This window comes from Salinarimonas sp. (assembly GCF_040111675.1).
In the GTDB taxonomy this organism is placed as follows: Bacteria; Pseudomonadota; Alphaproteobacteria; order Rhizobiales; family Beijerinckiaceae; genus Salinarimonas.
The window spans coordinates 1387270-1411191 of sequence record NZ_CP157794.1 but is presented as its reverse complement, the minus strand read 5'-3'; the positions used below and the strand labels follow the sequence as shown (position 1 = coordinate 1411191).

Annotated in this window: 18 protein-coding genes; 9 read left to right on the top strand and 9 right to left on the bottom strand. The window is 70.6% G+C overall.

Annotated elements, in window-relative coordinates; translation table 11 throughout:
- Positions 1-8: 8 nt before the first annotated feature.
- Complete coding sequence (locus ABL310_RS06545) at positions 9-971, bottom strand: glycosyltransferase (RefSeq protein ID WP_349370888.1); 963 nt, start codon at positions 969-971, stop codon at positions 9-11.
- Between the two features lie 367 nt (positions 972-1338).
- On the opposite strand from ABL310_RS06545, the gene ABL310_RS06540 reads away from it, so the two are divergent.
- Entirely contained in the window at positions 1339-2454 is a 1116-nt protein-coding gene (locus ABL310_RS06540; RefSeq protein WP_349370887.1) for an alpha/beta hydrolase, read from the top strand.
- Between the two features lies 1 nt (position 2455).
- Here the strand turns inward: ABL310_RS06540 and ABL310_RS06535 are convergent, their stop codons facing one another.
- Positions 2456-2665, bottom strand: a complete 210-nt coding sequence (locus ABL310_RS06535) for a hypothetical protein (protein ID WP_349370886.1) — start codon at positions 2663-2665, stop codon at positions 2456-2458.
- A gap of 25 nt (positions 2666-2690) precedes the next feature.
- Complete coding sequence (locus tag ABL310_RS06530) at positions 2691-4352, bottom strand: methyl-accepting chemotaxis protein (RefSeq protein WP_349370885.1); 1662 nt, start codon at positions 4350-4352, stop codon at positions 2691-2693.
- Positions 4353-4742: 390 nt separating this feature from the next.
- On the opposite strand from ABL310_RS06530, the gene pepN reads away from it, so the two are divergent.
- The 3 genes from pepN (at position 4743) to ABL310_RS06515 (ending at position 11117) form a co-directional block, all read left to right on the top strand.
- Positions 4743-7382, top strand: a complete 2640-nt coding sequence (pepN, locus tag ABL310_RS06525) for an aminopeptidase N (protein WP_349370884.1) — start codon at positions 4743-4745, stop codon at positions 7380-7382.
- A 1334-nt stretch (positions 7383-8716) separates the two neighbouring features.
- Positions 8717-10690, top strand: a complete 1974-nt coding sequence (locus tag ABL310_RS06520) for a biotin carboxylase N-terminal domain-containing protein (protein ID WP_349370883.1) — start codon at positions 8717-8719, stop codon at positions 10688-10690.
- Positions 10691-10694: 4 nt separating this feature from the next.
- The gene (locus ABL310_RS06515; RefSeq protein WP_349370882.1) at positions 10695-11117 is read left to right on the top strand and encodes a hypothetical protein; all 423 of its coding nucleotides are present in this window, start codon (positions 10695-10697) and stop codon (positions 11115-11117) included.
- A 235-nt stretch (positions 11118-11352) separates the two neighbouring features.
- On the opposite strand, the gene ABL310_RS06510 is transcribed toward ABL310_RS06515, so the two are convergent.
- Positions 11353-12618 (bottom strand): branched-chain amino acid ABC transporter substrate-binding protein, encoded by a 1266-nt coding sequence (locus tag ABL310_RS06510; RefSeq protein ID WP_349370881.1) that lies wholly within the window; start codon positions 12616-12618, stop codon positions 11353-11355.
- 206 nt (positions 12619-12824) lie between these two features.
- On the opposite strand from ABL310_RS06510, the gene ccoN reads away from it, so the two are divergent.
- The 4 genes from ccoN to ccoP are packed head-to-tail and all read left to right on the top strand — an operon-like array spanning position 12825 to position 16248.
- A complete protein-coding gene (ccoN, locus tag ABL310_RS06505) occupies positions 12825-14453 on the top strand; it encodes a cytochrome-c oxidase, cbb3-type subunit I (protein ID WP_374730374.1) in 1629 nt (542 codons plus the stop codon).
- A 15-nt stretch (positions 14454-14468) separates the two neighbouring features.
- Entirely contained in the window at positions 14469-15206 is a 738-nt protein-coding gene (gene ccoO, locus ABL310_RS06500) for a cytochrome-c oxidase, cbb3-type subunit II (protein ID WP_349370879.1), read from the top strand.
- Positions 15207-15221: 15 nt separating this feature from the next.
- Entirely contained in the window at positions 15222-15368 is a 147-nt protein-coding gene (locus tag ABL310_RS06495) for a cbb3-type cytochrome c oxidase subunit 3 (RefSeq protein WP_349370878.1), read from the top strand.
- Positions 15369-15372: 4 nt separating this feature from the next.
- Positions 15373-16248: a cytochrome-c oxidase, cbb3-type subunit III gene (gene ccoP, locus ABL310_RS06490; RefSeq protein ID WP_349370877.1), complete on the top strand. Its 876-nt coding sequence runs from the start codon at positions 15373-15375 to the stop codon at positions 16246-16248.
- A gap of 323 nt (positions 16249-16571) precedes the next feature.
- Here the strand turns inward: ccoP and ABL310_RS06485 are convergent, their stop codons facing one another.
- The 5 genes from ABL310_RS06485 to ABL310_RS06465 all read right to left on the bottom strand — a co-directional run bounded on the left by ABL310_RS06485 (position 16572) and on the right by ABL310_RS06465 (position 21552).
- Positions 16572-17969, bottom strand: a complete 1398-nt coding sequence (locus tag ABL310_RS06485) for a hypothetical protein (protein ID WP_349370876.1) — start codon at positions 17967-17969, stop codon at positions 16572-16574.
- Positions 17970-18119: 150 nt separating this feature from the next.
- Positions 18120-18332, bottom strand: a complete 213-nt coding sequence (locus ABL310_RS06480) for a DUF3126 family protein (RefSeq protein ID WP_349370875.1) — start codon at positions 18330-18332, stop codon at positions 18120-18122.
- 103 nt (positions 18333-18435) lie between these two features.
- Positions 18436-19287 carry a serine O-acetyltransferase gene (cysE, locus tag ABL310_RS06475; protein ID WP_349370874.1) on the bottom strand — a complete coding sequence of 284 codons (852 nt, stop codon included), beginning with the start codon at positions 19285-19287 and terminating at the stop codon, positions 18436-18438.
- Between the two features lie 185 nt (positions 19288-19472).
- Complete coding sequence (locus tag ABL310_RS06470; RefSeq protein ID WP_349370873.1) at positions 19473-19967, bottom strand: bacterioferritin; 495 nt, start codon at positions 19965-19967, stop codon at positions 19473-19475.
- A gap of 97 nt (positions 19968-20064) precedes the next feature.
- Positions 20065-21552 (bottom strand): MFS transporter, encoded by a 1488-nt coding sequence (locus ABL310_RS06465; RefSeq protein WP_349370872.1) that lies wholly within the window; start codon positions 21550-21552, stop codon positions 20065-20067.
- Between the two features lie 410 nt (positions 21553-21962).
- On the opposite strand from ABL310_RS06465, the gene ABL310_RS06460 reads away from it, so the two are divergent.
- Positions 21963-23909 (top strand): PrkA family serine protein kinase, encoded by a 1947-nt coding sequence (locus tag ABL310_RS06460; protein WP_349370871.1) that lies wholly within the window; start codon positions 21963-21965, stop codon positions 23907-23909.
- The last annotated feature ends 13 nt before the right edge of the window (positions 23910-23922 follow it).

Sequence of the window (23922 nt, the reverse complement as noted above, 5' to 3'; positions counted from 1 at the left end):
TCTTCCGGTCAGTCCCGCGCACGGGCGCGCCGGCCCGGCATGCGCTTGGCGAGAGCCTCCCCCCCGTAGCGCGCGACGAGTGGCCAGACGTCCGGCCGCGCACCCGCCCGCGCGAGCGCGTCGATCACCACACCCGCCTTGGCGCTCTCGACGACGCCGAGAAAAGCGCACGTGCTGGCGAGGCCCGCGTGATAGCGCGCCAGCGCCGCGCGGGTCGGGGCGTCGAGCGAGGCGCCGCGGCGCGCCTCGAGGCGGCGCAGCCCCGCGGCGAGCGCGTCGGCGCGCGCTCGCGTCAGGCGATGCGACAAGGATCCCTCCCTCATGCCGTAGAGATAGCCGGGCCGCGAGGTGACCGCGTAGCGTGCACCCGTCACGAGCGCCTCGAGCACGAACAGGAAGTCCTCGCCCGTTCGCACGTCGGGATCGAACGCGACGCCGTGGCGCGCCAGATGCTCGGCCGAGACGAGGGGCTTGAGGTAGCCCCAGCCGAAACCGCCCTTCATCATGACGTTGTCGTCGACGAAGCGCGGGGCGTCGAGCATGAAGCAGAAGGGCTGGGGGCCGGTCTCGAAGGCGAGCGCACCCGCGCGGCCCGAGGCGTCGCAGAGCGTGAGGTTGTCCGCCACGATCTGAACCGAGAGGCTCTGCGCCAGGTCGAGGAGCCGGCGGGTCCGATCCGGCGCGATGGCGTCGTCGGCGTCGAGCATGCCCACGAAGCGGCCGCGTGCCGCGCGTATGGCGGCGTTGCGGGCGCCGGACGGCCCGCCGTTCCGCGCGAGCCGAACGAGCCGCACGCGCGTGTCCCGCGCGGCGAAGTCCTCGACCACGGCGGCGGTCGCATCGGGCGACGCGTCGTCGGCGACGACGACCTCGACACGCACGTCGCGCTGCTCCAGAGCCGAGCCGACGGTCCGCGCGACGGTCTCCTGCGCGCCGTAGGCCGGGACGACGTAGCTCACGTCGGGCGTCATCGGCGCGCCCTCCAATTCGGCGGGGCGTCGACGCGCGCGGGGACAAGATCGGTCATGGGGGATCCCGGGCAGTGTCCGAGGGGTGCCGGCGGGTAAGATCAAGTCGGGCCGGAAAGTTCCGCCTGGTCGCCGGGGTGGCGCCGAAGCTCGTCTCGGCTCTTCGACGAGACGACGAGCCGACGGTCCCCTCGCGGCGGGTGCGGATCGGCGCCGGCCTGACGCGCCGATCGGCGCGGGGCAGCACGTGGTCGCGGAGCGAGGGGGGGGACCCGGATTCCGATGAAGTCTCGGTCGCTTCACGCCGCCGCAATCAAGAAACGAAGCCCCGCAGGCGAAAGCCGCGGGGCGTCTCGCGTCGGCAGGCGACATGACCGCCGCCGGCGCGGACCTCGCCTCGCGCCGGTCCGGCGCGATCTGGTGCGCGAGCGGCGGACCGGGCTATAGGCTGGACGCGGCTCCGATCGCGGCCCGGAGGCGACCGCGCGAGATCGTCGGCGCCGAGCGGCACGGGGCCGCGCCAGAAAGCGAGGACGTCATGGACATCGAGCAGAGCGAGCCCGGCGATTTCCCCGGCTTCGAGGGCTTCTCCGTACGGGACGCGCAGGTCCCCGACCGCGGCTTCGGCCCGGCGCGGATCCGCTTCCGCATCGGCGGTAACGGACCGCCTCTCCTCCTCCTGCACGGCAACCCGATGAGCCACGTCACCTGGCACGAGCTCGCCCCCGCCCTCGCCCGGCGCTTCACGGTCGTCGCCGCGGACCTGCGCGGCTACGGCGACAGCGTCGGCCCGGAGGACGGCGGGCCGGAGCACGTGAACTATTCCTTCCGCGCCATGGCGCAGGACCAGGTCGACCTGATGGAGATTCTGGGCTTCCCGCGCTTTCAGGTCGTCGGCCACGACCGCGGCGCGCGGACGGCCCACCGCATGGCGCTCGACCATGCCGCGCGCGTCCTGCGCGCCGCCCTCATCGACATCCTGCCGAGCCGGTTCATCTGGCGCAACGCCGACAAGGAGTGGGCGCTGAAGATGTGGCATTGGCCGTTCATGGCTCAGCCCGCCGATCTGCCGGAGCGCATGATGGCGTCCGTCCCGGCGCGCTGGTTCATGGAGAGAAAGCTCTCGAAGCCCGGGATCGGGCTCGGCTTCTTCCATCCCCGCGCCTTCGACGAATACGTGCGCTGCTTCACCTGGAAGACGATCCGCGGCTCCTGCGAGGACTACCGCGCCTGCGCGACCTCCGACCTCGCCATGGACGACGCCGATTTCGACGCCGGCAATCACGTGCGCTGCCCGGTTCTCGTGCTCTGGGGCGCCAAGAGCCATACACAGACCGTGCACGGCGACGTCCTCGGGCATTGGCGCGCCTATGCCGACGGGGACGTCGCCGGGGCCGCCCTGCCTTGCGGGCACTACGTGCAGGAGGAGGCGCCGGAGGAAACGCTGGCCTGGCTGGAGGGCTTTCTCGACCCGTCCGCGGCCTAGATCAGTCCACGAAGAACGGAGCCTGTCCCGCCTCGGCGCCGCGCGCGAGCGTCTCCAGCAGCTCGACGGCGGAGCGGCGCGTCTCCGGCTCCATCGCCTCGAGGGCGCGCACCGCGCGGGCGATGTCCTCGGCGCGGTCGTCGTCGGCGGGGCGACCGGGCGAGACGGCGACGCGCTCGCGCGCGTCGCTCCTGGAGGTGTGGTTCGACATGGCTGATCGCCTCCCCGACCTCGCTTCACGCCGCGCGGACGTGGGCGAGGAAGCTCTCCATCTCGTGGGCGAGGTCGTCCGCGCCGCGCGAGAGCTCGTTCGCCGCGGAGAGGACCTGCGCGGCGGCGCTTCCGGTCTGCGAGGCCGCGCCCTGCACCCGCCCGATCGTGCTCGTCACCTCCTCGGTGCCGGTGGCGGCCTGGGAGACGTTGCGGGCGATCTCCTGCGTCGCCGCCTGCTGCTCGTCCACCGCCGAGGCGATGGCCGTGGCGCTCTCGCTGATGCGCACGATCACGGACCCGATGCCGCCGATGGCGTCGACCGCGCCGCGCGTGTCCTCCTGGATCCGCGAAATCCGCGCCGAGATCTCCTCCGTCGCCTTCGCCGTCTGCTCGGCGAGGCCCTTCACCTCCGCCGCCACCACGGCGAAGCCGCGGCCGGCCTCGCCGGCGCGCGCGGCCTCGATGGTGGCGTTGAGCGCGAGCAGGTTGGTCTGGGCGGCGATGTCGCCGATCAGCTCCACCACCTCGCCGATCTTCTGGGCGTTCTCGGCGAGGGACTTGACGGTGACGTTGGTCTGCTCGGCGTCGCTGACCGCCTGGCGGGCGATCTGGGCGGAGGTGGTCACCTGCCCGCCGATCTCGCGGGCCGAGGCGGCGAGCTCCTCCGTCGCCACCGCGACGGTCTGGACGTTGGCCGAGGTCTGCTGGGCCGAGGAGGCGACGGCGCCCGATTCGCGTTGCGCCACATCGGCGGTCGAGGTCATCGACCGCGCCGTCGCCTCGAGCTCGCCGGCGGCGCCCGACAGGGCCCGGACCAGCGAGCCGACCTTCGCCTCGAAATCGTCGGCGAGCTTTTGCGTCGCACGGCGCTTCTCCGCCTCGGCTCGCGCCTCGCGGTCGGCGCGCTCGGCTTCCATGGCGCGGTTCTTCGCCAGCGCGTCCTTGAACACGCCGAGCGCCGCCGCCATGGCGCCGACCTCGTCGGCGCGGCCGCGGAACGGCACCTCGGTGTCGAGATCGCCCTCGGCGATCCGCTGCATGGCGCCGGTGATGCCCGCGAGCGGGCGGACGATGGCGCGCCCGAGCAGGAAGGCGAGGACCGCCCCGATCATGAGGCCGGCGCCGGTGGCGGCGATGGCGAGGATCTCCGCGGCGACGATCGTCGCCTGGATCTCCGGCCCGATCGCATCGCGGCGCTGGTCGAGCACGGCGGCCGCCCGGTCGATGGCGGCGAGCGCGTCGCGACCGTTGTCGCGCAGCCGCGCATAGGCCGCCGCGTCGCGCTGCCCGGCGGCCAGCGCCTCGGCGAAGGACCGCTGGTAGGCCTCGACGCCGGGCTTCAGGCCGTCGAGCTCCGCGCGCAGCTCCGGCGAGCTCGCGATCTCGCGCGCCCGCTCATAGGCGGCGAGCGCACCCTCGAAACGCGGGCCGACGAACTCGCGATGGCTGTCGTCGCCGGTCAGCATGTAGCTCTCGGCCGCGACCCGCGAGCCGTACATGTCGGCGCGCAGGTCCCCCACGGCGCTCGCGACGCGGGCGAGCTCGCGGTAGCTGTCGAACAGGCCGCCGGCCTGGAACAGGGAATAGGTCGTCTTGCCGGCAACCCCGGCGAACAGCAGCAGCACCACGGCGAAGCCGCAGGCGATCTTGGCGCGAAGCGAAAGCGCGGCGAAGCGTCGAAGCATGAGGAGCCCCCGTTTGCCGTGGAATGGCCCGCCGGTCAGGGCGGGTGGAGCTGCCGAACCGAGGATACAGCGGCCCGAACTTCGAGAGTTTCGCATTTGTTTAATAATGAAATCTGAATTTACGAGCATAACTATGTATATTAGGCTGAAGTGGCATCAACTTACCTTACGTCCACCCAGGGCTGAACGGAATGCTACTGCAGGCCCTCGTCTCGACCGAGGAGTCCGGCTTCTGCTTGCGATGCGGCAGGCCGGCGGCGATGTCGACCGAAGACCGGCATCTCGTGCGGAAATACGTGATGATCCTGTGCAAATCATCACAGAACGCCCGCCGCATTGCGGCACCGCCCCCCACGACGTACAACGAAGGGGATCAGACGCGAGGCCCCGATGCGCACCGAGACCGCTCAGACCGTCAAGCTTTCCGAGTACCGCCCGAGCGATTTCCTCATCCCGGAAGTCGCCCTCGACATCGCCCTCGACCCGCACGCGACCCGTGTCGTCGCGCGGCTCACGGTCGAGCCGAACCCGGCCGGGCTGCCGGACGCGCCGCTCGCGCTCGACGGCGACGACCTGACGCTTGTCTCCATCGCGCTGGACGGCGCGCCGCTGTCCCCCGACGCCTATGCCGCCAACCGGGACGGGCTCGTGATCCACGCGCCGCCGCGCCGACCCTTCTCGCTGACGATCGAAACGCGCCTCGACCCCACCGGCAACACCAAGCTGATGGGCCTCTACCGCTCCCGCGGCGTCTATTGTACCCAGTGCGAGCCCGAGGGCTTCCGCCGGATCACCTACTTCCTCGACCGGCCCGACGTGCTCTCCGTCTACGAGACGCGCATCGAGGCGAACGTGGCGGAGGCGCCGGTCCTGCTCGGCAACGGCAATCTCGTCGAGAGCGGGCCCGTGGGCGACGGGTCGCGCCATTTCGCCCGCTGGGTCGACCCCTTCCCGAAGCCCACCTACCTGTTCGCGCTGGTCGGCGGCGCCCTCGCCAAGGTCGGCCGGCCCTTCAGCACAATGAGCGGGCGCGCGGTCGATCTCGCCGTCTACGTCGAGCCCGGCAAGGAGGGGCGCGCGGATTACGCGCTCGACGCGCTCGAGCGCTCGATGCGCTGGGACGAGCAGGCCTTCGGCCGGGAATACGATCTCGAGGTGTTCAACATCGTCGCCGTGTCGGACTTCAACATGGGGGCGATGGAGAACAAGGGGCTGAACATCTTCAACGACAAGTACGTCCTCGCCTCCCCCGAGACCGCCACCGACACCGACTACGCCAATATCGAGGCCATCGTCGCGCACGAGTACTTCCACAACTGGACCGGCAACCGCATCACCTGCCGGGACTGGTTCCAGCTCTGCCTGAAGGAGGGCCTCACGGTCTTCCGCGACCAGGAATTCTCCTCCGACATGCGCTCGCGGCCGGTGCACCGGATCTCGGAGGTGCGCGCGCTCAGGCTGCGCCAGTTCGTGGAGGATTCGGGTCCCCTCGCCCACCCGGTGCGGCCGAGCGAATATCGCGAGATCAACAACTTCTACACGGCGACCGTCTACGAGAAGGGCGCCGAGGTCATCCGCATGCTCCAGACGCTGATCGGCGCGGAGGCCTTCGCCCGGGGCATGGACCTGTATTTCGCGCGCTGCGACGGCACGGCGGCGACGGTGGAGGACTTCGTCGCCTGCTTCGCCGAGGCGAGCGGGCGCGACCTCTCGCAGTTCATGCTCTGGTACGAACAGGCCGGCACGCCGCGCCTCGCGGTCACCGGCCACTACGACGCGCAGGCGCGGACCTACCGGCTCGACTTCGCCCAGTCGATCCCGGCGACGCCGGGCCAGCCGACGAAGAGCCCCGCGGTGATCCCGATCAGGCTCGGCCTCGTCGGCGAGGACGGCGGCGAGATCGCCGCGACCTCGCCACGGCTGCAGGCGGACGGCGTCTTCGTGCTCGACGAGGCTTCCGACAGCCTCACCCTCGAGAACGTGCCGGTGCGGCCGGTGCCGAGCGTGCTGCGCGGCTTCTCCGCGCCGGTGCGGGTCTCGCGCGACCTCGGCGAGGCGGACCTGCTCACGCTGCTGCGGTCGGATACAGACCCGTTCAATCGCTGGCAGGCGGCGCAGACGGTCGCGATCCGCATCCTCACCCGCGCCGCCACGACGGGCGCGCTGGAGGAGCCGGCGGCCCGCGCCTATGCCGCGGCGCTCGCGGTCTTCCTCGACGCCGAGGGCGAGGCGGACCCCGCCTTCGCCGCCCTCGTCCTGGCGCTTCCCGGGGAGCCGGACGTCGCCCAGGATATCGGCGCCGACGTCGACCCGGACGCCATCCACGCGGCCCGCGATCGCCTCAAGGCGCTGATCGGCGCCACGCTGACGGGGCGCCTCGAGACCCTGCGCGCGCGCCTCGCCGCGCCCGGGCCCTACAGCCCGGACGCCGCGAGCGCCGGGCGCCGCGCCTTGCGCAACGGCGCCCTCGACCTGATCGCCGCCGCCGATCCGGTTGCCGGCGTCGAGCGCGCGGCCGGGCAGTACGAGGCCGCCGACAACATGACGGACCGCCTCGCGGCGCTCGGCGTCGCCGCGCTGACCCCGGAGACGCCGAAGCGCGAGGAGATGCTCGGCGATTTCCGCAGCCGCTTCGCCGACGAGCCGCTCGTCCTCGACAAGTGGTTCGCCCTCCAGGCGGCGATGCCCGAGGCCGGCACGCTCGCGCGCGTCGAGCGGCTGATGGGCGATCCCGCCTTCTCGCTGACGAACCCCAACCGCGTCGGCGCGCTCATCGGCGCCTTCGCCCTGTCGAACCCGACCCAGTTCCATCGGGCCGACGGCGCGGGCTACGCCTTCGTCGCCGACAAGGTGACGGCGATCGACAAGACGAACCCGCAGGTCGCGGCGCGTCTGCTCACCGCCTTCAACACCTGGCGCACCATGGAGCCCGGCCGCCGCGCCGCGGCCGAGGCGGCCCTGCGCGCGATCGCCGGGCGCAGCGACCTCTCCCGCGACGTCTCCGACATCGTGGGGCGCACGCTGGGGTGAGCGCCGGGACACATCCCTGCACCCCCTGTCATGTGTGGACGGCGAAGCCGATCCGGGACCCGGAACCGCCGACGCCCCTCTTGCGACCTTCAGGTCGCATCGCGAGCCCTGTGCGAAGGCGGCCCCACACCCGCTGCATGAATGGCGGAGGGACGCGGCATATACGCCGCTCGGGACGCGCCGGCGGTTCTGGGTCCCGGGTCGCCGTTCGGCGCCCGGGATGACACCCTTCCCCCGTCATCCCGGACGCCGAAGGCGATCCGGGACCCAGAACCGCCGACGCTCGTTTTGCGACCTTCAGGTCGCATCGCGAACCTTGAGCGGAAGCGGCCCCACACCCGCTGCATCGGGGGCGGAGGGACGCGGCGTATACGCCGCTCGGGAGACGACGGCGGTTCTGGGTCCCGGGTCGCCGTTCGGCGCCCGGGATGACACCCTCCCCCGTCATCCCGGACGGCGAAGCCGATCCGGGACCCAGAACCGCCGCCGTTTATCTTGCGACCTTCAGGTCGCATCGCGAACCCTGAGCGGAAGCGGCCCCACACCCGCTGCATGAATGGCGGAGGGACGCGGCGGATACGCCGCTCGGGAGACGACGGCGGTTCTGGGTCCCGGGTCGCCGTTCGGCGCCCGCGATGACACCCTCCCCCGTCATCCCGGACGGCGAAGCCGATCCGGGCCCCAGAACCGCCGACGCCCCTCTTGCGACCTTCAGGTCGCATCGCGAGCCCTGTGCGAAGGCGGCCCCACACCCGCTGCATGAATGGCGGAGGGACGCGGCATATACGCCGCTCGGGACGCGCCGGCGGTTCTGGGTCCCGGGTCGCCGTTCGGCGCCCGGGATGACACCCTTCCCCCGTCATCCCGGACGCCGAAGGCGATCCGGGACCCAGAACCGCCGCCGTTTATCTTGCGACCTTCAGGTCGCATCGCGAACCCTGAGCGGAAGCGGCCCCACACCCGCTGCATGAATGGCGGAGGGACGCGGCGTATACGCCGCTCGGGAGACGACGGCGGTTCTGGGTCCCGGGTCGCCGTTCGGCGCCCGGGATGACACCCTCCCCGTCATCCCGGACGGCGAAGCCAATCCGGGACCCAGAACCGCCGCCGTTTATCTTGCGACCTTCAGGTCGCATCGCGAACCCTGAGCGAAGGCGGCCGCGAAATGGCTGCATGATCGGCGGAGGGACGCGGCGTATACGCCGCTCGGGACGCGCCGGCGGTTCTGGGTCCCGCCTCGCCGGTCGACGCCCGCGATGACGGCCGAACGAGCCCCTTGACCTCGCGCGCGCGGCGTTCTCCAAAGGAGCCCCGTTCTCGCGAGGAGGTCCCCCGTGCTCTCATCCGTGCTCATCGCAAATCGCGGCGAGATCGCCGTGCGCGTCATCCGGACGGCCCGCCGGCTCGGCATGCGCACGATCGCGGTCCATTCGGACGTCGACGCGGACGCGCTGTTCGTGCGCATGGCAGACGAGGCGCATCGGATCGGCCCGGCCCCGGCCGCGGAGAGCTACCTGCGCATGGAGGCGATCCTCGAGGTCGCGAAACGCACCGGCGCGGCCTGCATCCATCCGGGCTACGGCTTCCTCTCCGAGCGCGCCGCCTTCGCCCGCGCCTGCGCGGATGCGGGGATCGTCTTCGTCGGCCCGCCGGCCGCCGCCATCGAGGCCATGGGCCTCAAGGACGCCGCCAAGGCGCTGGCGCAGAAGGCGGGCGTGCCCGTCGTGCCGGGCTATCACGGCAATCGCCAAGAGCCCGACTTCCTGCGCCAGAAGGCCTACGAGATCGGCTATCCCGTGCTGATCAAGGCCGTCGCCGGCGGCGGCGGCAAGGGCATGCGCCGTGTCGACAAGGCCGCCGATTTCGACGCGGCGCTGGCCTCCGCCCAGCGCGAGGCGCAAGGCGCCTTCGGCGATCCGCGGGTGCTCGTCGAGAAATACGTGCTCGCGCCCCGCCACGTCGAGATCCAGGTCTTCGCCGACGCGCACGGCAACGTGGTCCACCTGAACGAGCGCGACTGCTCTCTCCAGCGTCGCCACCAGAAGGTGATCGAGGAGGCGCCCGCCCCCGGCATGACGCCCGAGGTGCGCGCCGCGATGGGCCAGGCCGCCGTCGAGGCCGCCCGCGCCGTGGGATACGTCGGCGCCGGCACGGTCGAGTTCATCGCCGACGGGCGCGAGGGCCTGCGCGCCGACCGCTTCTACTTCATGGAGATGAACACCCGTCTCCAGGTGGAGCACCCGGTCACCGAGGCGATCACCGGGCTCGACCTCGTCGAGCTGCAGTTCCGCGTCGCCGCGGGCGAGCCCCTCCCCTTCTCCCAGGAGGAGGTGCCGCTCGTGGGTCACGCCGTCGAGGCGCGGCTCTACGCCGAGGATCCCGAGCGCGGCTTCCTGCCCTCCACGGGCCGGCTCTTCGCGCTCGCGCTGCCGCAAGGCGCGGACGTGCGCATCGACGCGGGCGTCGAGGCGGGCGACGAGGTGACGCCGTTCTACGATCCGATGATCGCCAAGATCATCGCCCGCGGCGAGACCCGCGCCGAGGCGCTCGACGCGCTCTCGCAGGCGCTGGGCGAGACCGTGGTCGCGGGCCCGCGCACCAACGCCGCCTTCCTCAGGCGCCTCGTCGACGCCTCCGCCTTCCGGGCCGAGACGTTCGACACGGGCTTCATCGACGCCAACCTCGAGGCGCTCGGCGCGATCCCGCAGGGCCGCGACGCCGCCGCGACCGCCGCCGGCGCGCTCGCCCTCGTCGAGCGCGACATCGTGCGCAACCGCGACGCGGCCCTCTCCGCCGTCGCCGACCCCGCAGGCCCGTGGTTCGCCGAGGACGGCTTCCAGCTCCTCGGCCTGCGCCGCACGTCGCTGCCCCTCGTCGTCGACGGGGAGCGGCTCGACGTCCTCCTCACCCTGGACGCGGAAGGCCCCGCCGTGGAGATCCCCGGCGAGACGCTGCCGACGGGCGCCATCGACGCCGCATTGATCGAGGCGGACGAGGAGATGCTCGTCCTCCACGAGGGCCGCCAGACCCGCATCGCCCTGTTCGACCCCTCGGGCGTCGATCTCGAGCATCTCGACGCCGGCGGTCTCGTCAAGGCGCCGATGCACGGCAAGGTCGTCGCGCTCTTCGTCGCGGCCGGCGATGCGGTCGAGAAGGGCCAGCGCCTCGCCGTGGTCGAGGCGATGAAGATGGAGCACCCGCTCACGGCGCCGGTCGCCGGCACGGTCTCCGAGATCGCCGCCGCGCCGGGCGACCAGGTCGCCGAGGGCGCGCGCATCCTCGTCATCGAGCCGGCCGAGGAGGGTTGATCCCATGCGCAAGCTCGCCATCGCTCTCGGAATCCTCGTCCTTCTCGGCGGCTTCGGGACCTATCTCGGGTTCCAGCTCCAGCAGCATGCCGGCGAATGCGATTCGGCGCTGCGCCATTGCGCCGTCGAGCGCGAGGAGATCGCCTTCCTCGAGGGCGACTGGTGCCTCGCCGCCGACCCGGCGAGCCTGCGCGAGGAGATCCGCTTCGAGCCCGAGCGCATCCTGGTGCGCCAATCCGGCCCCCGCGCCGGCGGCGAGCGCCTGCTCGAGGCGCGCGTCTTCCGCTCCATGGGCGAGCTCGTCTATTTCGAGCACGACGCCGAGACCGGCGATCGCATCTCCACCGAGCTCACGCTCCGCCGCACCGGCGAGACCACGCGCGACACGGTGGTCGGGCCGAACCGGGTGTCGTGGGCGCGGTGCTGAGGGGGGATCTCCCCTCTCCCCCGTGGAGAGGGGCCGGGGGTGAGGGGCGCACAGAACGGTCTCGGCGGTGAGGACGCGCCGCCCGACGCCGAATGAGCTCGAGCCGGCCGAAGACTTTGCATCGAGGTCCCGATAGGTCTGCTCGCCCCTCACCCCCAACCCCTTTCCACGAGGGAGAGGGGAGCCCGTCGGCGCTCTCCGCTTCCGGTCGCGGCTGTCCGACAACAGCCTCCCCTCACTCCACCACGTTCCCCAGATAATCCAGCCCGCCCAGCGGCCCCGCCCGCCATTCGTGCACCGCGAGCCGCGGGGTCGTGACGTCGCCGGCCTCGTCGAAGACGATCGGTCCCAGCACCGTGTCGACCGGCGCCTCGCGCAGGCGCGCCGCGACCGCGCGGCCGTCGAGGCCGACGTCGTTCGCCGCCGCGGCGTAGGCCTCGAGCGCGGCGTAGGCGTTGAGCGCGACGGGGTGGAGCGTCTCGATCACGCCCTCGGGCGCGAGCACCGGCACGATGCTCGCCGGCGCCTCCGCGAGGGCGACCGGCTCCCCTTCTCCTGCGCCGTCTGCGCCGTCTGCTCCCTCCGCCCCCTCCCCCGCGGTCGCGGCCTCGGCCTCGGCGAGAATGGCGCCGGCGATGGTGGTGGCGGCCGGGATGTCGGCGCTGGCCGCGACGGCCGTCATCAGCGTGCCGCCGGCGATCTCGGATGGAAGCGCCGCGAAGCCCGGCGAGACGATGGCGTCGGTCGCGACCAGCGTCGCGTCGGAGCCCGCGGCGCGCAGGTCCCGCAGCAGGACCACCGCCTCCGCCGCCAGCCCGCCGAAATAGACGGTGTCCGGCTCCGCCGCCGCGATGCGGGCGGCGAGCCCGCGATAGTTCGGCTCGCCCGTGTCGAGGCCGCCGTAGAACACGTCGACGATCCCGGCCTCGTCCAGCGTGGCGCGCACGTCGTCGGCGACGCCCTTCCCGAAGCCGGACTTGTCGTGGACGATGGCGACGCGGGCATTCGGGTCGCGCGCGGCGATGTGGCGGGCGGCGACGACGCCCTGGCGCGAATCGTCGGCGGCGAGGCGCAGCACGTTCCAGGCGGGCTCCTCCGTGAGCCGCGGCTCGGAGACGGCGGGCGTGATCATCACGATTCCCGCCTCGGCGTAGAGCGGCGCGGCCTCGAGCGAGGGGCCGGCGGTGAAATGCCCGATCACCGCCGCGACCTCCTCCGCCGCGAGCGCGCCCGCGACGGTGCGGGCGCGGGCCGGGTCGCCGACGTCGTCGCGCACCAGGATCTCCACGGGCTCGCCGCGGATCCCGCCGCGGGCGTTGATCGCCTCAGCGGCGCGGCGGGCGCCCTCCCCCATCATCGCGCCGAAGACGGCGAGCGGCCCGGATTGCGGGCCCGCCACCGCGACGCGGACCTGCGCCGCGGCCGGGGCGACGAGACCGGGCGCGAGCGGTCCCGCGAGGAGGAGGAGTGCGGCGAGGGTCGTCGAGATCGGGAGTTTCACGAAGATTGGTTCCCCTGGTGCGGCGTTCTTTCCAGCCCAGAATGGCTCTGGTTTGACCGAGATCAAGGTGAAACACCCTGCCCTTCCGCGATGGTGCGCGCCAAGGCCCGGACGGCGACGTTCGGGCGCCCGTCTGTCACGGCAGCATCACCCAGGGGATTTCCATGGCCTCAATCGGCGCATCTCCGGTCGCTCCCGGCAAGAGGATGACGCTCGGCGAAGGGGGAAGCGCGCTCGCGTTCGCGGCGCTCGCGCTTCTGTCCATCGTCGTCGCCGCCAAAGCCTACGAAGCGGCCTACGCCTTCCACGCCTACCTGTTCGCGGCGGGGTCCGTCGCGGCGGTGTTCGCGATCATGAACCGCTACAACGATCGCCCCGCGTCGCTGCCGCCGCAGGAGATCGCCGGCAAGCCCAACTACAACATGGGCCCCGTCAAGTTCGCCACCGTCGCCGCCATGGTCTGGGGCATCGCCGGCTTCACGGTCGGCGTGCTGATCGCGTTCCAGCTCGCCTTCCCCGCGCTGAACTTCGATCTGGCGTGGGTGAACTTCGGCCGGATGCGCCCGCTGCACACCTCCGCGGTGATCTTCGCCTTCGGCGGCAACGTGCTGCTCGCGACCTCGCTCTACGTGGTGCAGCGCACGAGCCGGGCGCGGCTCGCCGGCGACATCACCCCCTGGTTCGTGGTGATCGGCTACAACTTCTTCATCCTGATCGCCGGCACGGGCTACCTCCTCGGCATCACCCAGTCGAAGGAATACGCCGAGCCCGAGTGGTACGCCGACCTGTTCCTGACGGTCGTCTGGGTCGCCTACCTGCTGCTGTTCCTGCTGACGCTCAAGAAGCGCAAGGAGCCGCACATCTACGTGGCGAACTGGTTCTATCTCGCCTTCATCGTCACGATCGCCATCCTGCATCTGGGCAACAACGCCGTGCTGCCGGTGTCGCTGTTCTCGGCCAAGTCCTACCAGGTCTGGTCGGGCGTGCAGGACGCGATGGTGCAATGGTGGTACGGCCACAACGCGGTCGGCTTCTTCCTCACCGCCGGCTTCCTGGCGATCATGTACTACTTCGTGCCCAAGCGGGCCGAGCGGCCGGTCTATTCCTACCGGCTGTCGATCATCCACTTCTGGGCGCTGATCTTCCTCTACATCTGGGCCGGCCCGCACCACCTGCACTACACGGCGCTGCCGGACTGGACGCAGACGCTGGGCATGGTCTTCTCGATCATGCTGTGGATGCCCTCCTGGGGCGGCATGATCAACGGCCTGATGACGCTCTCGGGCGCCTGGGACAAGCTGCGTACCGATCCGGTCCTGCGTCTCATGGTCGTGTCCATCGCCTTCTACGGCATGTCGACCTTCGAGGGCCCGATGATGTCGATCAAGGTCGTGAACTCGCTCTCGCACTACACCGACTGGACCGTCGGCCACGTGCATTCGGGCGCGCTCGGCTGGGTCGCCTACATCTCCTTCGGCGCGATCTACTGCCTGGTGCCCTGGCTGTGGAACCGCGAGCGGCTCTACTCGCTCAAGCTGGTCAACTGGCACTTCTGGATCTCGACGCTCGGCATCGTGCTGTACATCTCGTCCATGTGGGTCGCCGGCATCATGCAGGGCCTCATGTGGCGCGCCTACACCGCGCTGGGCTTCCTCGAGTACTCGTTCATCGAGACCACCGAGGCGATGCATCCCTACTACGTGATCCGCGGCCTCGGAGGGCTTCTGTTCCTCGCCGGCGCCCTGATCATGGTCTACAACCTGGTCATGACCGTTCGCGCGGTGAAGCCGGTCGCAGAGGCCGAGCCGAAGTCGCCGCTGGTCGCGGCCGAGTAAGGGGGGGGGCGAACCATGTCTCTCTGGAACAAGCACGCGATCTTCGAGAAGAACTCGGTCGTCCTCGTGGCCGGCATCGTCGGCGTGGTCTCCATCGGAGGCCTCGTCGAGATCGCCCCGCTCTTCTACCTGCAGAACACGATCGAGAAGGTGGAGGGCATGCGGCCCTACAGCCCCCTCGAGCTGGCGGGGCGCAACATCTACGTCCGCGAGGGCTGCTACAATTGCCACAGCCAGATGGTGCGGCCGCTGCGCGACGAGGTGGAGCGCTACGGTCACTACTCGCTGGCGGCGGAATCCATGTACGACAAGCCCTTCCAGTGGGGCTCGAAGCGCACGGGGCCCGACCTCGCGCGCGTCGGCGGCAAGTATTCCGACGCCTGGCACGTGGCGCATCTCGTCGATCCGCGCTCCCTGGTGCCGTCCTCGATCATGCCGGGCTACCCCTTCCTGTTCGAGACGCCGCTCTCCTTCGCGACGATCGAGCAGGACCTGAAGGTGCAGGCCGCGATGGGCGTGCCCTACACGGAGGAGATGATCCTCAACGCCCGCTCCGACGTCGTCGCCCAGGCGACCACGGACGACCCGGGCCAGGCGGATCTGCTCGCGCGCTACCCCAAGGCCCAGGCCCGGTCCTTCTCGGGCCGCACCGACGGGGTCGTCACCGAGGGCGACGCCCTCGTCGCCTACCTGCAGACGCTGGGCACGCTGGTCGACTTCTCGACCTACGACGGCCAGGCGAACGTGCGCTGAGGAGGGGAGAGCATCATGTACGAGACACTCGCCTCCTTCGCCCAGACGGGCGGGCTCCTGATCTTCGTGTTCGGGTTCCTGCTCGTGCTCGTCTACGCGCTCCTGCCGTCCAACCGCTCGACCTTCGACAAGGCCGCGCGGACGCCCATCGAAGAGGATTGAGGCCATGGCCCAGAACAAGCAGGACATCGACAAGGTGACCGGTGTCTCGACGACCGGGCACGAATGGGACGGCATCCGGGAGCTCAACAACCCGCTCCCGCGCTGGTGGCTGTGGCTGTTCTACGTCACGATCGCCTTCTCGGTGATCTACGTGCTGCTCTATCCGGCGATCCCCCTCGTCAACACGGCGACGGGCGGCATCCTCGGCTGGAACTCGCGCTCCGCCGTCGTGAACGATCTCGAGCGGCTCGACGCCTCCCGCGGCGGCGACATCGCCGCGCTGCGCGACATCGAGCTCGCCTCGATCGAGGAGGACCCGCAGCTCCTCGCCTTCGCCCAGGCCTACGGCCGCGCGGCGTTCGGCGACAATTGCTCGGCCTGCCACGGCGCCGGCGGCGGCGGGGCGACGGGCTTTCCAAACCTCGTCGACGACGATTGGCTGTGGGGCGGCTCGATGGAGGCGATCCAGCACACGATCACCTACGGCATCCGCTCGACGCCGATGGACACCCGCATCGGCGACATGCCCGCCTTCGTCCGCGACGGCTGGTTCGGCCGCGAGGAGGCGCTCGTGCTCACCGACTACGTGCGCTCGCTCTCCGGCCTCGAGACCCCGGCGGGCTTCGACCCGGCGCAGGGCGCCGAGCTCTACGCGATGAACTGCGCCGCCTGCCACGGCGAGACCGGCGAGGGCATCCGGGAGATGGGCGCGCCGAACCTGACGGACGGCATCTGGCTCTACGGCTCGGACCGCGAGGTCGTCCTCGAGGGCCTGGTCAACGGCCGCGGCGGCATGATGCCTCATTTCGGCGAGCGCCTCGACGAGGCGACCGTGAAGGCGCTGGCGGTCTACGTCCACACGCTCGGCGGCGGCGAGTGAGCCGCGCCCGAAAGGCGGGATGAGACGGGAGACGGCGGGTCCTGCAGGGCCCGCCGTTTTCGTTCGCGCAGCCGCGCCGGCCGGCGCTACCGGACGAGCCGGACCGCGACGCCGGCACGCGCACGATCGCGGCAGCCGTGTCCTCGACGAGCATCTCCCCTCCCGTCGCCGGCCCTCGGCGGCCTCGGAAGTCCGCGGGCCGGCCGAGGCTGCCCCATGCCGTTGTCCTCTCACGCGCCGTCATGGTTCCGGCCCTCGATCGCGGCTCGTTGCGGCGACATGGCAGGCGAGCCCCGGAGGGCGGCTCCGGCGGATCCGGGGACTCACTCCTGCACCGGCACGAGCCACCCGTCCGAAGGCCCGCCCTCCTCCTCGCCGCCCTCGCTCGCCTCGGCGAGGGAGGCGACGCTGACGCTCTCGGGCTCGGCCCTCTCCTCGCGCAGCTTCGGCGCGCGCGGCTGCCAGCCCTTGAGATGCTGTCCCACCCGCTCGTAGAAGCTCGGCACCGCCGCCTCGAGCTCCGAGACGAACTTGTTGCGCTGGGCGAACCTCGCCGCGAGATCCCGGACCAGCAGGATTTCCATGGAGACGAGCTCCGGCGCATCGCGCCCGCCGGCGATCTCCTCCGCGTCCACGCGCGCCTCGGCGAGGCTCGCCTGCCGAGACGGGGCGCGACCGATGTAATGCAGGCGCACGTGGAGGCCGTCCGCCTCGCTCGCCTCGATCTGCCGCAGCAGCCAGCCGAGCCGCGCCTTGTTGCTCTTGCGATCCTCCGGCGCGCGCACCTTCATCGAGACGAGGAGGCTGCGCCCGCGCAGGTCGGCGCGGATCTCGATCGGCGCGGCCGCGTCGGGGACGAGCAGGCTGGCGCCCAGGCAGTGCTCCGCCGTGAGCCGCTCGGCGTCCGCCTTGACGCGCGCCTCCGGGTCTCCCCGGTGCGCGCGCGGGATGGCCGGGTGCACCTCCGTCGTGAGCTGGCGGCTGAGGATGAGGGAGAGATCGCGCACTTCCTGGTGCCAGGCGCCGACGACCTCGCGCACCGATTCGTCGCCGGCGGAGATCGGCGCGCCCGCCTGCGCCTTCGCCACCAGATCGGGCCAGGCGGGCGGCATGCGGTCGAAGCCCTTCACACCGGTGCTGGGATGAGCGAGGAAGCGGACGAGCTCGGACAGGACGAAGGCCTGATCCGTGTCCGCGACGCCCTCGCCGTCGATCAGCAGCGTCGCCTGGGTCAGCACGTTCATCCAGGACCAGTGGTAGACCGCCACCTTCCGGCGCGCGGCGGTCGAGAGCGCCACCGGGTGATGCGCCGGCAGCGCGGCGAACTGGTTCGAGAGCGTCACGACCGCGTCGAGGCCGTACCGGCGCGCCACCTCGCAATAAGTCTCGACCTGCGTCGCATCGAGATCGGCCGCGCCGACCTTGGCCTCGACGAGCGCCGTCCAGGTCCGCGATCCGATGCGCAGCACGAGCAGCCCGTCCGGGCGCGCGGCCTTCTCGCCGCGCCCCATCGGGAAGCTCACCTCCGTGTAGGCGGCGATCTGCGCGCGGCTGCCGACCCGTTGCCCGAGGCTGCCGAGCATCACGCGGCCGAATTCGGAGACGCTGGCGAGACAGGCGAGCAGAATCGAGGTGGCGCGCCCTTCCTTCGAGGTCTCCGCGAGCACGGGAAACAGCCGCGCCCGGTGACTTTCCTTGATGACGCTGTCGAGATCCGCCATTCCCGCCCCCTGCGTGCACGCACGGCACCTAGGGCGTCAGGATTGCAGATTCATCAGGTCGCGATCAAGTCGTGCGCAGGCGCGATCTCGCCGCAGCCGATCGCGCCGCCTCGGCGGCCGCACCGCGGTCGGTACGGCCGCGGCGCAGGCTCACTCCTCCAGATCCGTCTCCAGGATCGCCATCTGGAACTGATACGAGCGGTCTTCGTCCTCGTCGTCGAGGAAGAGTACGCCGATGAACTCGTCGCCGATATAGACCTCGGCCGAATCGTCCTTCTTCGGGCGGGCGCGGATGCTGATGGAATGGTTCGCGAAGGTGCGGCGCAGATAGCGCTCCACCTTGGCCAGCTCGGTCTTGTTCACCGGATTCCTTTCTCGTGTCGTCTGCGTCGTCGTCGCGGGCGCGACGACGAGGGCGAGGGCCCGGGATGCCACGGCGCGGACGCTACGGCAACCCGGCGGGCGCTCAGGCGGGCGAGAGGCTCTCGGCGAGGATCTGGTCCATCGTGCGCGCCGGCTCGGCGCAGCCGGCCTCGCCGACGACCTTGGCCGGGACGCCTGCGACGGTGGTCTTCGGCGGCACGTCCTTGAGCACGACGGAGCCCGCGGCGACGCGGGCGCAGCGCCCGACCTCGATGTTGCCGAGGATCTTCGCCCCCGCCCCGATCAGCACGCCGCGGCGGATCTTCGGATGGCGGTCGCCGCCCTCCTTGCCGGTGCCGCCGAGCGTCACCCCCTGGAGGAGCGACACCTCGTCCTCGATCACCGCCGTCGAGCCCACGACGAGCCCCGTCGCGTGATCGAGAAAAACGCCGCGCCCGACCCGCGCGGCCGGGTGGATGTCCGTCTGGAACACCTCGGAGGAGAGGCTCTGCAGGTAGAGCGCGAAATCGCCGCGGCCGTGGCTCCACAGCCAATGCGCCAGACGATGCGTCTGGATGGCGTGGAAGCCTTTGAAGTAGAGCATCGGCTCGATCACCCGGTTGCAGGCCGGGTCGCGGTCGGCCACCGCGAGGATGTCGGCGCGGAAGGCGTGGCCGATCTCCGGGTCCTGCCGCAACACCTCGCGATAGGTCTGCTCGATCAGCGTCGCCGAGACCGCCGGATGCGCGAGCCGCGCCGCGACGCGGTGGATCACCGCGTCCTCCAGAGAGGCGTGGTTGAGGATGTTCGTCAGGATGAAGTTGGTCAGCGAGGGCTCGGCTCGCACCACCGCCTCGGCCTCCCGCCGGGCGCGCGCCCAGACCGGATCCACCGTGCCCACGACGGGATCGATCTCGTTGGTCTTCTCGCGCAGCTGCGTCACGGGCTGGCTCATGGGTCGCACCCTCTCGATGGCGGTCCCCCAGAGATAGGAACCGCGCCGCCGGGGAGAACCCCGCACGGCGCGATCATGCCAAAGGCGGCGCGCTTCGTCGACCCGAGCGAGCCGATCCGCGCCGTCCCGGATCGCCTTGGGCGTCCGGGACGAGGGGAAGCGCACTTAACGATCGACGACGACCCTCAATCGTCGTCCTCCTGCTCCGCCGTCGACGACACCTGGCGCGACACGTACAGCTGGTCGCCCATCAGCTCCATGAGGTCGAACTGGGTCTCGACGAAGTCGATGTGCTCCTCCTCGTCCTTGAGGATCGAGCGGAACAGGTCGAAGGTGCCGAGGTCGCCGGCGTCGCGGGCCTCGCGGGCGGCCTTGTCGTAGTAGTCGCGCGCCTCGTTCTCCATGCGCAGCTGGGTATCGAACATCTCGCGGATGGTGCTGTCGGGCTTGATCGGATCGAGGTCGTGCACGTTGGCCTCGCCCTCGAGGAACAGCATGCGGTCGAGGAAGCGGTGGAAGTGGCCGCGCTCCTCCTCGACCTCCTCGGCCATGCGGTCGGCGAGCTGGTCGACGCCCCAGTCGCGAAGCTTGGCGGCCTGGAGCTCGTAGGTGTTGATGGTCGTCAGCTCCATCGTGATGGCGCGCTGCAGGTGGGTCAGGGAAACTTGGGGGCCCTTCATGAAGGTCTCTCCTCGCGTTCGTGTGGTTCGCGAGGGGAACCCGAGGCCGGCTCACGCGGTTCCGGGCGCCCCGGTGGGCGCGACGTCGCGCCCCGGCTCAGGCGCCCGCCCGCTCCTCCTCCCGCGCGCCCTCGGCGGGCGCGTCCCCGGCCTCGTCCGCCGCCGCGTCGCCCGCCTCGGCGGCCGGCGACTCCGCCCCGTCCTCGCCTGCTCCCTCAGCCTCCGCCTCCGCCTCGCCGAAGTCGAACTCCCCCTGGATCTCGCGCAGCTCGGCCTCCGCCGCCTGCGCGGCGTGGGCCTCCACCGCCTCCAGCGTCTCGGCGGCGTAGCCGTGCGAGACGGTGGGCACGGTCTCCACGATCTCCTCGCCGCGCGGATCGAGGGGCGCGGCGACCGGCGTGGTGCGGGGCAGCGTCTGGAACTTCATCTGCTGGTCGGCCGGCACCGGCGGGCGCGCCTTGAGGCGCCAGGCGGCGAAGCCGATGGAGACGACGCCGATCACGCCGGAGAAGACGAAGAGCCCGCTCGGGCCGACGGCGCTCATCACCGCCGCGGCCACCGGCGGGCCCACGGTCGCCCCCGCGGAATAGGTGAGGACGAGGCCGCCGGAGGCGCCCACGCGCTCCTCGCGCTCGAGGTGGTCGTTGGTGTGCGCGACGCAGAGCGGATAGATCGCGAAGCCGATCCCGCCGAACAGGGCGGCGACGACGAGCAGCACGGGAAAGCCGAGCGCCGGCAGGGGCAGCATCAGGAAGCTCACGACGGCGCCCGCGATCATGGTCCCCACGATGACGAGACGCCGGTCGTAGATGTCCGACAGGCGCCCCAGCGGCCATTGCAGCAGCACGCCGCCGAAGATGATGGCGGACATGAAGGTCGCCGTGTCGGAGAGGTCGAAGCCGAGGCCGGAGGCGTAGACCGGCGCGAGGCCGTAGACCGAGCCGAGGATCAGCCCCGAGGAGACGCAGCCGAAGATGCCGAGCGGCGAGGCGATCCACAGCCGCTTGAAGCTCAAGGACGACACGTTCGGGATCATCGGCGGGGCGCGCGGCGTCATGGCCACCGGCACCACGGCGAGAATCATCACGATGGCGATGAGGGTGAAGATCAGGTAGCCCGTCTCGTCGGGCACCGTCAGCACGAACTGCCCGCCGCCCTGCGCGAAATAGAGGCAGGTCATGTAGATCGCGAGGATGGTGCCCCGGTTCTCGGGCGTGGCCGAATCGTTCAGCCAGCTCTCGATGCACACGAACAGGCCCGCGGCGCAGAAGCCCTGCGTGAGCCGGTAGACCGCCCAGAGCGATTCGTCGACGACGAGCGGGTAGGCCAGCGTCGCCGCCGCCATCACCGCCGCGAACGCGGCGAAGGCGCGCACGTGGCCGACGCGCGTCACCACATGGAACGCGAACAGCGCCCCGAGCGTCAGGCCCAGGAAGTTCGCCGCCATCACGAGGCCGATGACGAGGGTGGACGCCTGCGCCTGCTCCAGGCGCACGCTGACCACCGTGCCCAGCGGGCCGGATCCCGCCATGAAGAGGATGACGGCGAGGAGAAGGGCGAGGACGGGCTGTACGGCGCGGGGCATGAGACCTTGGTCGAGTCTGGTGCGTGGAAAGGCGGTCCGGTTGTAAGCGGCCCCTATACGACGGGGCTGCGCGCACTATATCCTGTTATGAGGCGCCGAGATGACGGACGGGGATGAGCGCCCCGCGCGCGTCGCCCTCCGCGCATCGGGTACGTGTCTTGCTTGCTACGGCGAGCGCTCGCCGCGCACCGCGGCCAAATGATCGCATCCGGCTCAGCGCGGATAGGCGCGCCGAGCGGGACCCGTCAGACTGGCCTCGGCGCCTGCGAGAGGAGAGCGGTCGAACGATTAGAAGGGGATAGCGCCGCGTGCGACGCGATGCCCATCTGTCCGCCGACCGATTCTCCCGGCAACCTTCGACGCGGGTCGGGGGTTAAAGTCAAGATGATGCCAGGATGGGGCGAGCGATCATGTATCCGAACGACGACCTGTTCACCTCCTTCGCGCAGATGTACGACCAGCGGCGCGAGACCGAGATGTCCCTCATGGACTATCTCGAGGGATGCAAGTCGGACCCGATGATGTTCGCGAGCGCGCCCGAGCGCATCCTCGCGGCGATCGGCGAGCCGGAGATGGTGGACACGGCCAAGGATCCACGGCTGGGCCGGATCTTCATGAACCGGACGATCCGGGTGTATCCGGCCTTCGAGGAGTTCTACGGCATGGAGGAGACGATCGAGCGGATCGTCTCCTTCTTTCGTCATGCGGCCCAGGGGCTGGAGGAGCGCAAGCAGATCCTCTACCTGCTGGGCCCCGTGGGCGGCGGCAAGTCCTCCCTCGCCGAGCGCCTGAAGGCGTTGATGGAGGTGCACCCGATCTACGTCCTCAAGGCCGGGGGCGAGATGAGCCCGGTCTTCGAGAGCCCGCTCGGCCTGTTCGATCCCGAGCGCATGGGCGACATGATCGAGGACCGCTACGGCATCCCGCGCCGGCGGCTCACGGGGCTGCTCAGCCCCTGGGCGCTCAAGCGCCTCGACGAGTTCGGCGGCGACATCTCGCGCTTCAAGGTCGTGAAGGTGAACCCCTCGCGCCTGCGTCAGATCGGCATCGCCAAGACCGAGCCGGGCGACGAGAACAACCAGGACATCTCCTCGCTGGTCGGCAAGGTCGACATCCGCAAGCTCGAGACCCTCTCGCAGAACGATCCGGACGCCTATTCCTACTCGGGCGGCCTGAACCGCGCGAACCAGGGCGTGCTCGAGTTCGTCGAGATGTTCAAGGCGCCGATCAAGATGCTCCACCCGCTGCTGACGGCGACGCAGGAGGGCAACTACGTCGGCACCGAGAACATCGGCGCGATCCCCTATCAGGGCATCATCCTCGCTCACTCGAACGAGGCGGAGTGGCAGTCCTTCCGCTCCAACAAGAACAACGAGGCCTTCATCGACCGCATCTACGTGATCAAGGTGCCCTATTGCCTGCGGGTCACGGAGGAGCAGAAGATCTACGACAAGCTGATCCGCACGTCCGAGCTGGCCGACGCGCCCTGCGCGCCCGGTACGCTCGACATGCTGGCGCGGTTCGCGGTGCTCTCGCGGCTGCGCGAGCACGAGAACTCGAACGTCTATTCCAAGATGCGGGTCTACGACGGCGAGAGCCTCAAGGAGGTCGACCCGCGCGCCCGCTCCATCCAGGAATATCGCGACGCCGCCGGCGTCGACGAGGGCATGGACGGGATCTCGACGCGCTTCGCCTTCAAGGTGCTCGCCGCCACCTTCAACCACGACACGATCGAGATCGCGGCCGACCCCGTGCACCTGATGTACGTGCTCGAGCAGACCGTGCGGCGCGAGCAGCTGCCGGACGAGCAGGAGAAGCGCTACATCGAGTTCATCAAGGCCGAGCTGGGCCCGCGCTATGCCGAGTTCATCGGCAACGAGATCCAGAAGGCCTATCTCGAGAGCTACCACGATTATGGCCAGAACCTGTTCGACCGCTACGTGGACTACGCGGACGCGTGGATCGAGGACCAGGACTTCAAGGATCCCGACACCGGCCAGCTGCTCAACCGCGAGCTCCTGAACCAGGAGCTGACCAAGATCGAGAAGCCGGCCGGCATCGCCAACCCGAAGGATTTCCGCAACGAGGTGGTGAAGTTCGCCCTGCGCTCGCGGGCGAGCCACGGCGGCAGGAACCCGTCCTGGACCTCCTACGAGAAGATCCGCGAGGTCATCGAGCGGCGGATGTTCAGCCAGGTGGAGGAGCTCCTGCCGGTGATCAGCTTCGGGTCCAAGAAGGATTCCGATACCGAGAAGAAGCATTCCGACTTCGTCGACCGCATGACCGAGCGGGGCTATACCGAGCGGCAGGTGAGACGTCTGGTCGAATGGTACATGCGCGTGAAGCAGGCGGGCTGAGAGAGGCCCGCGG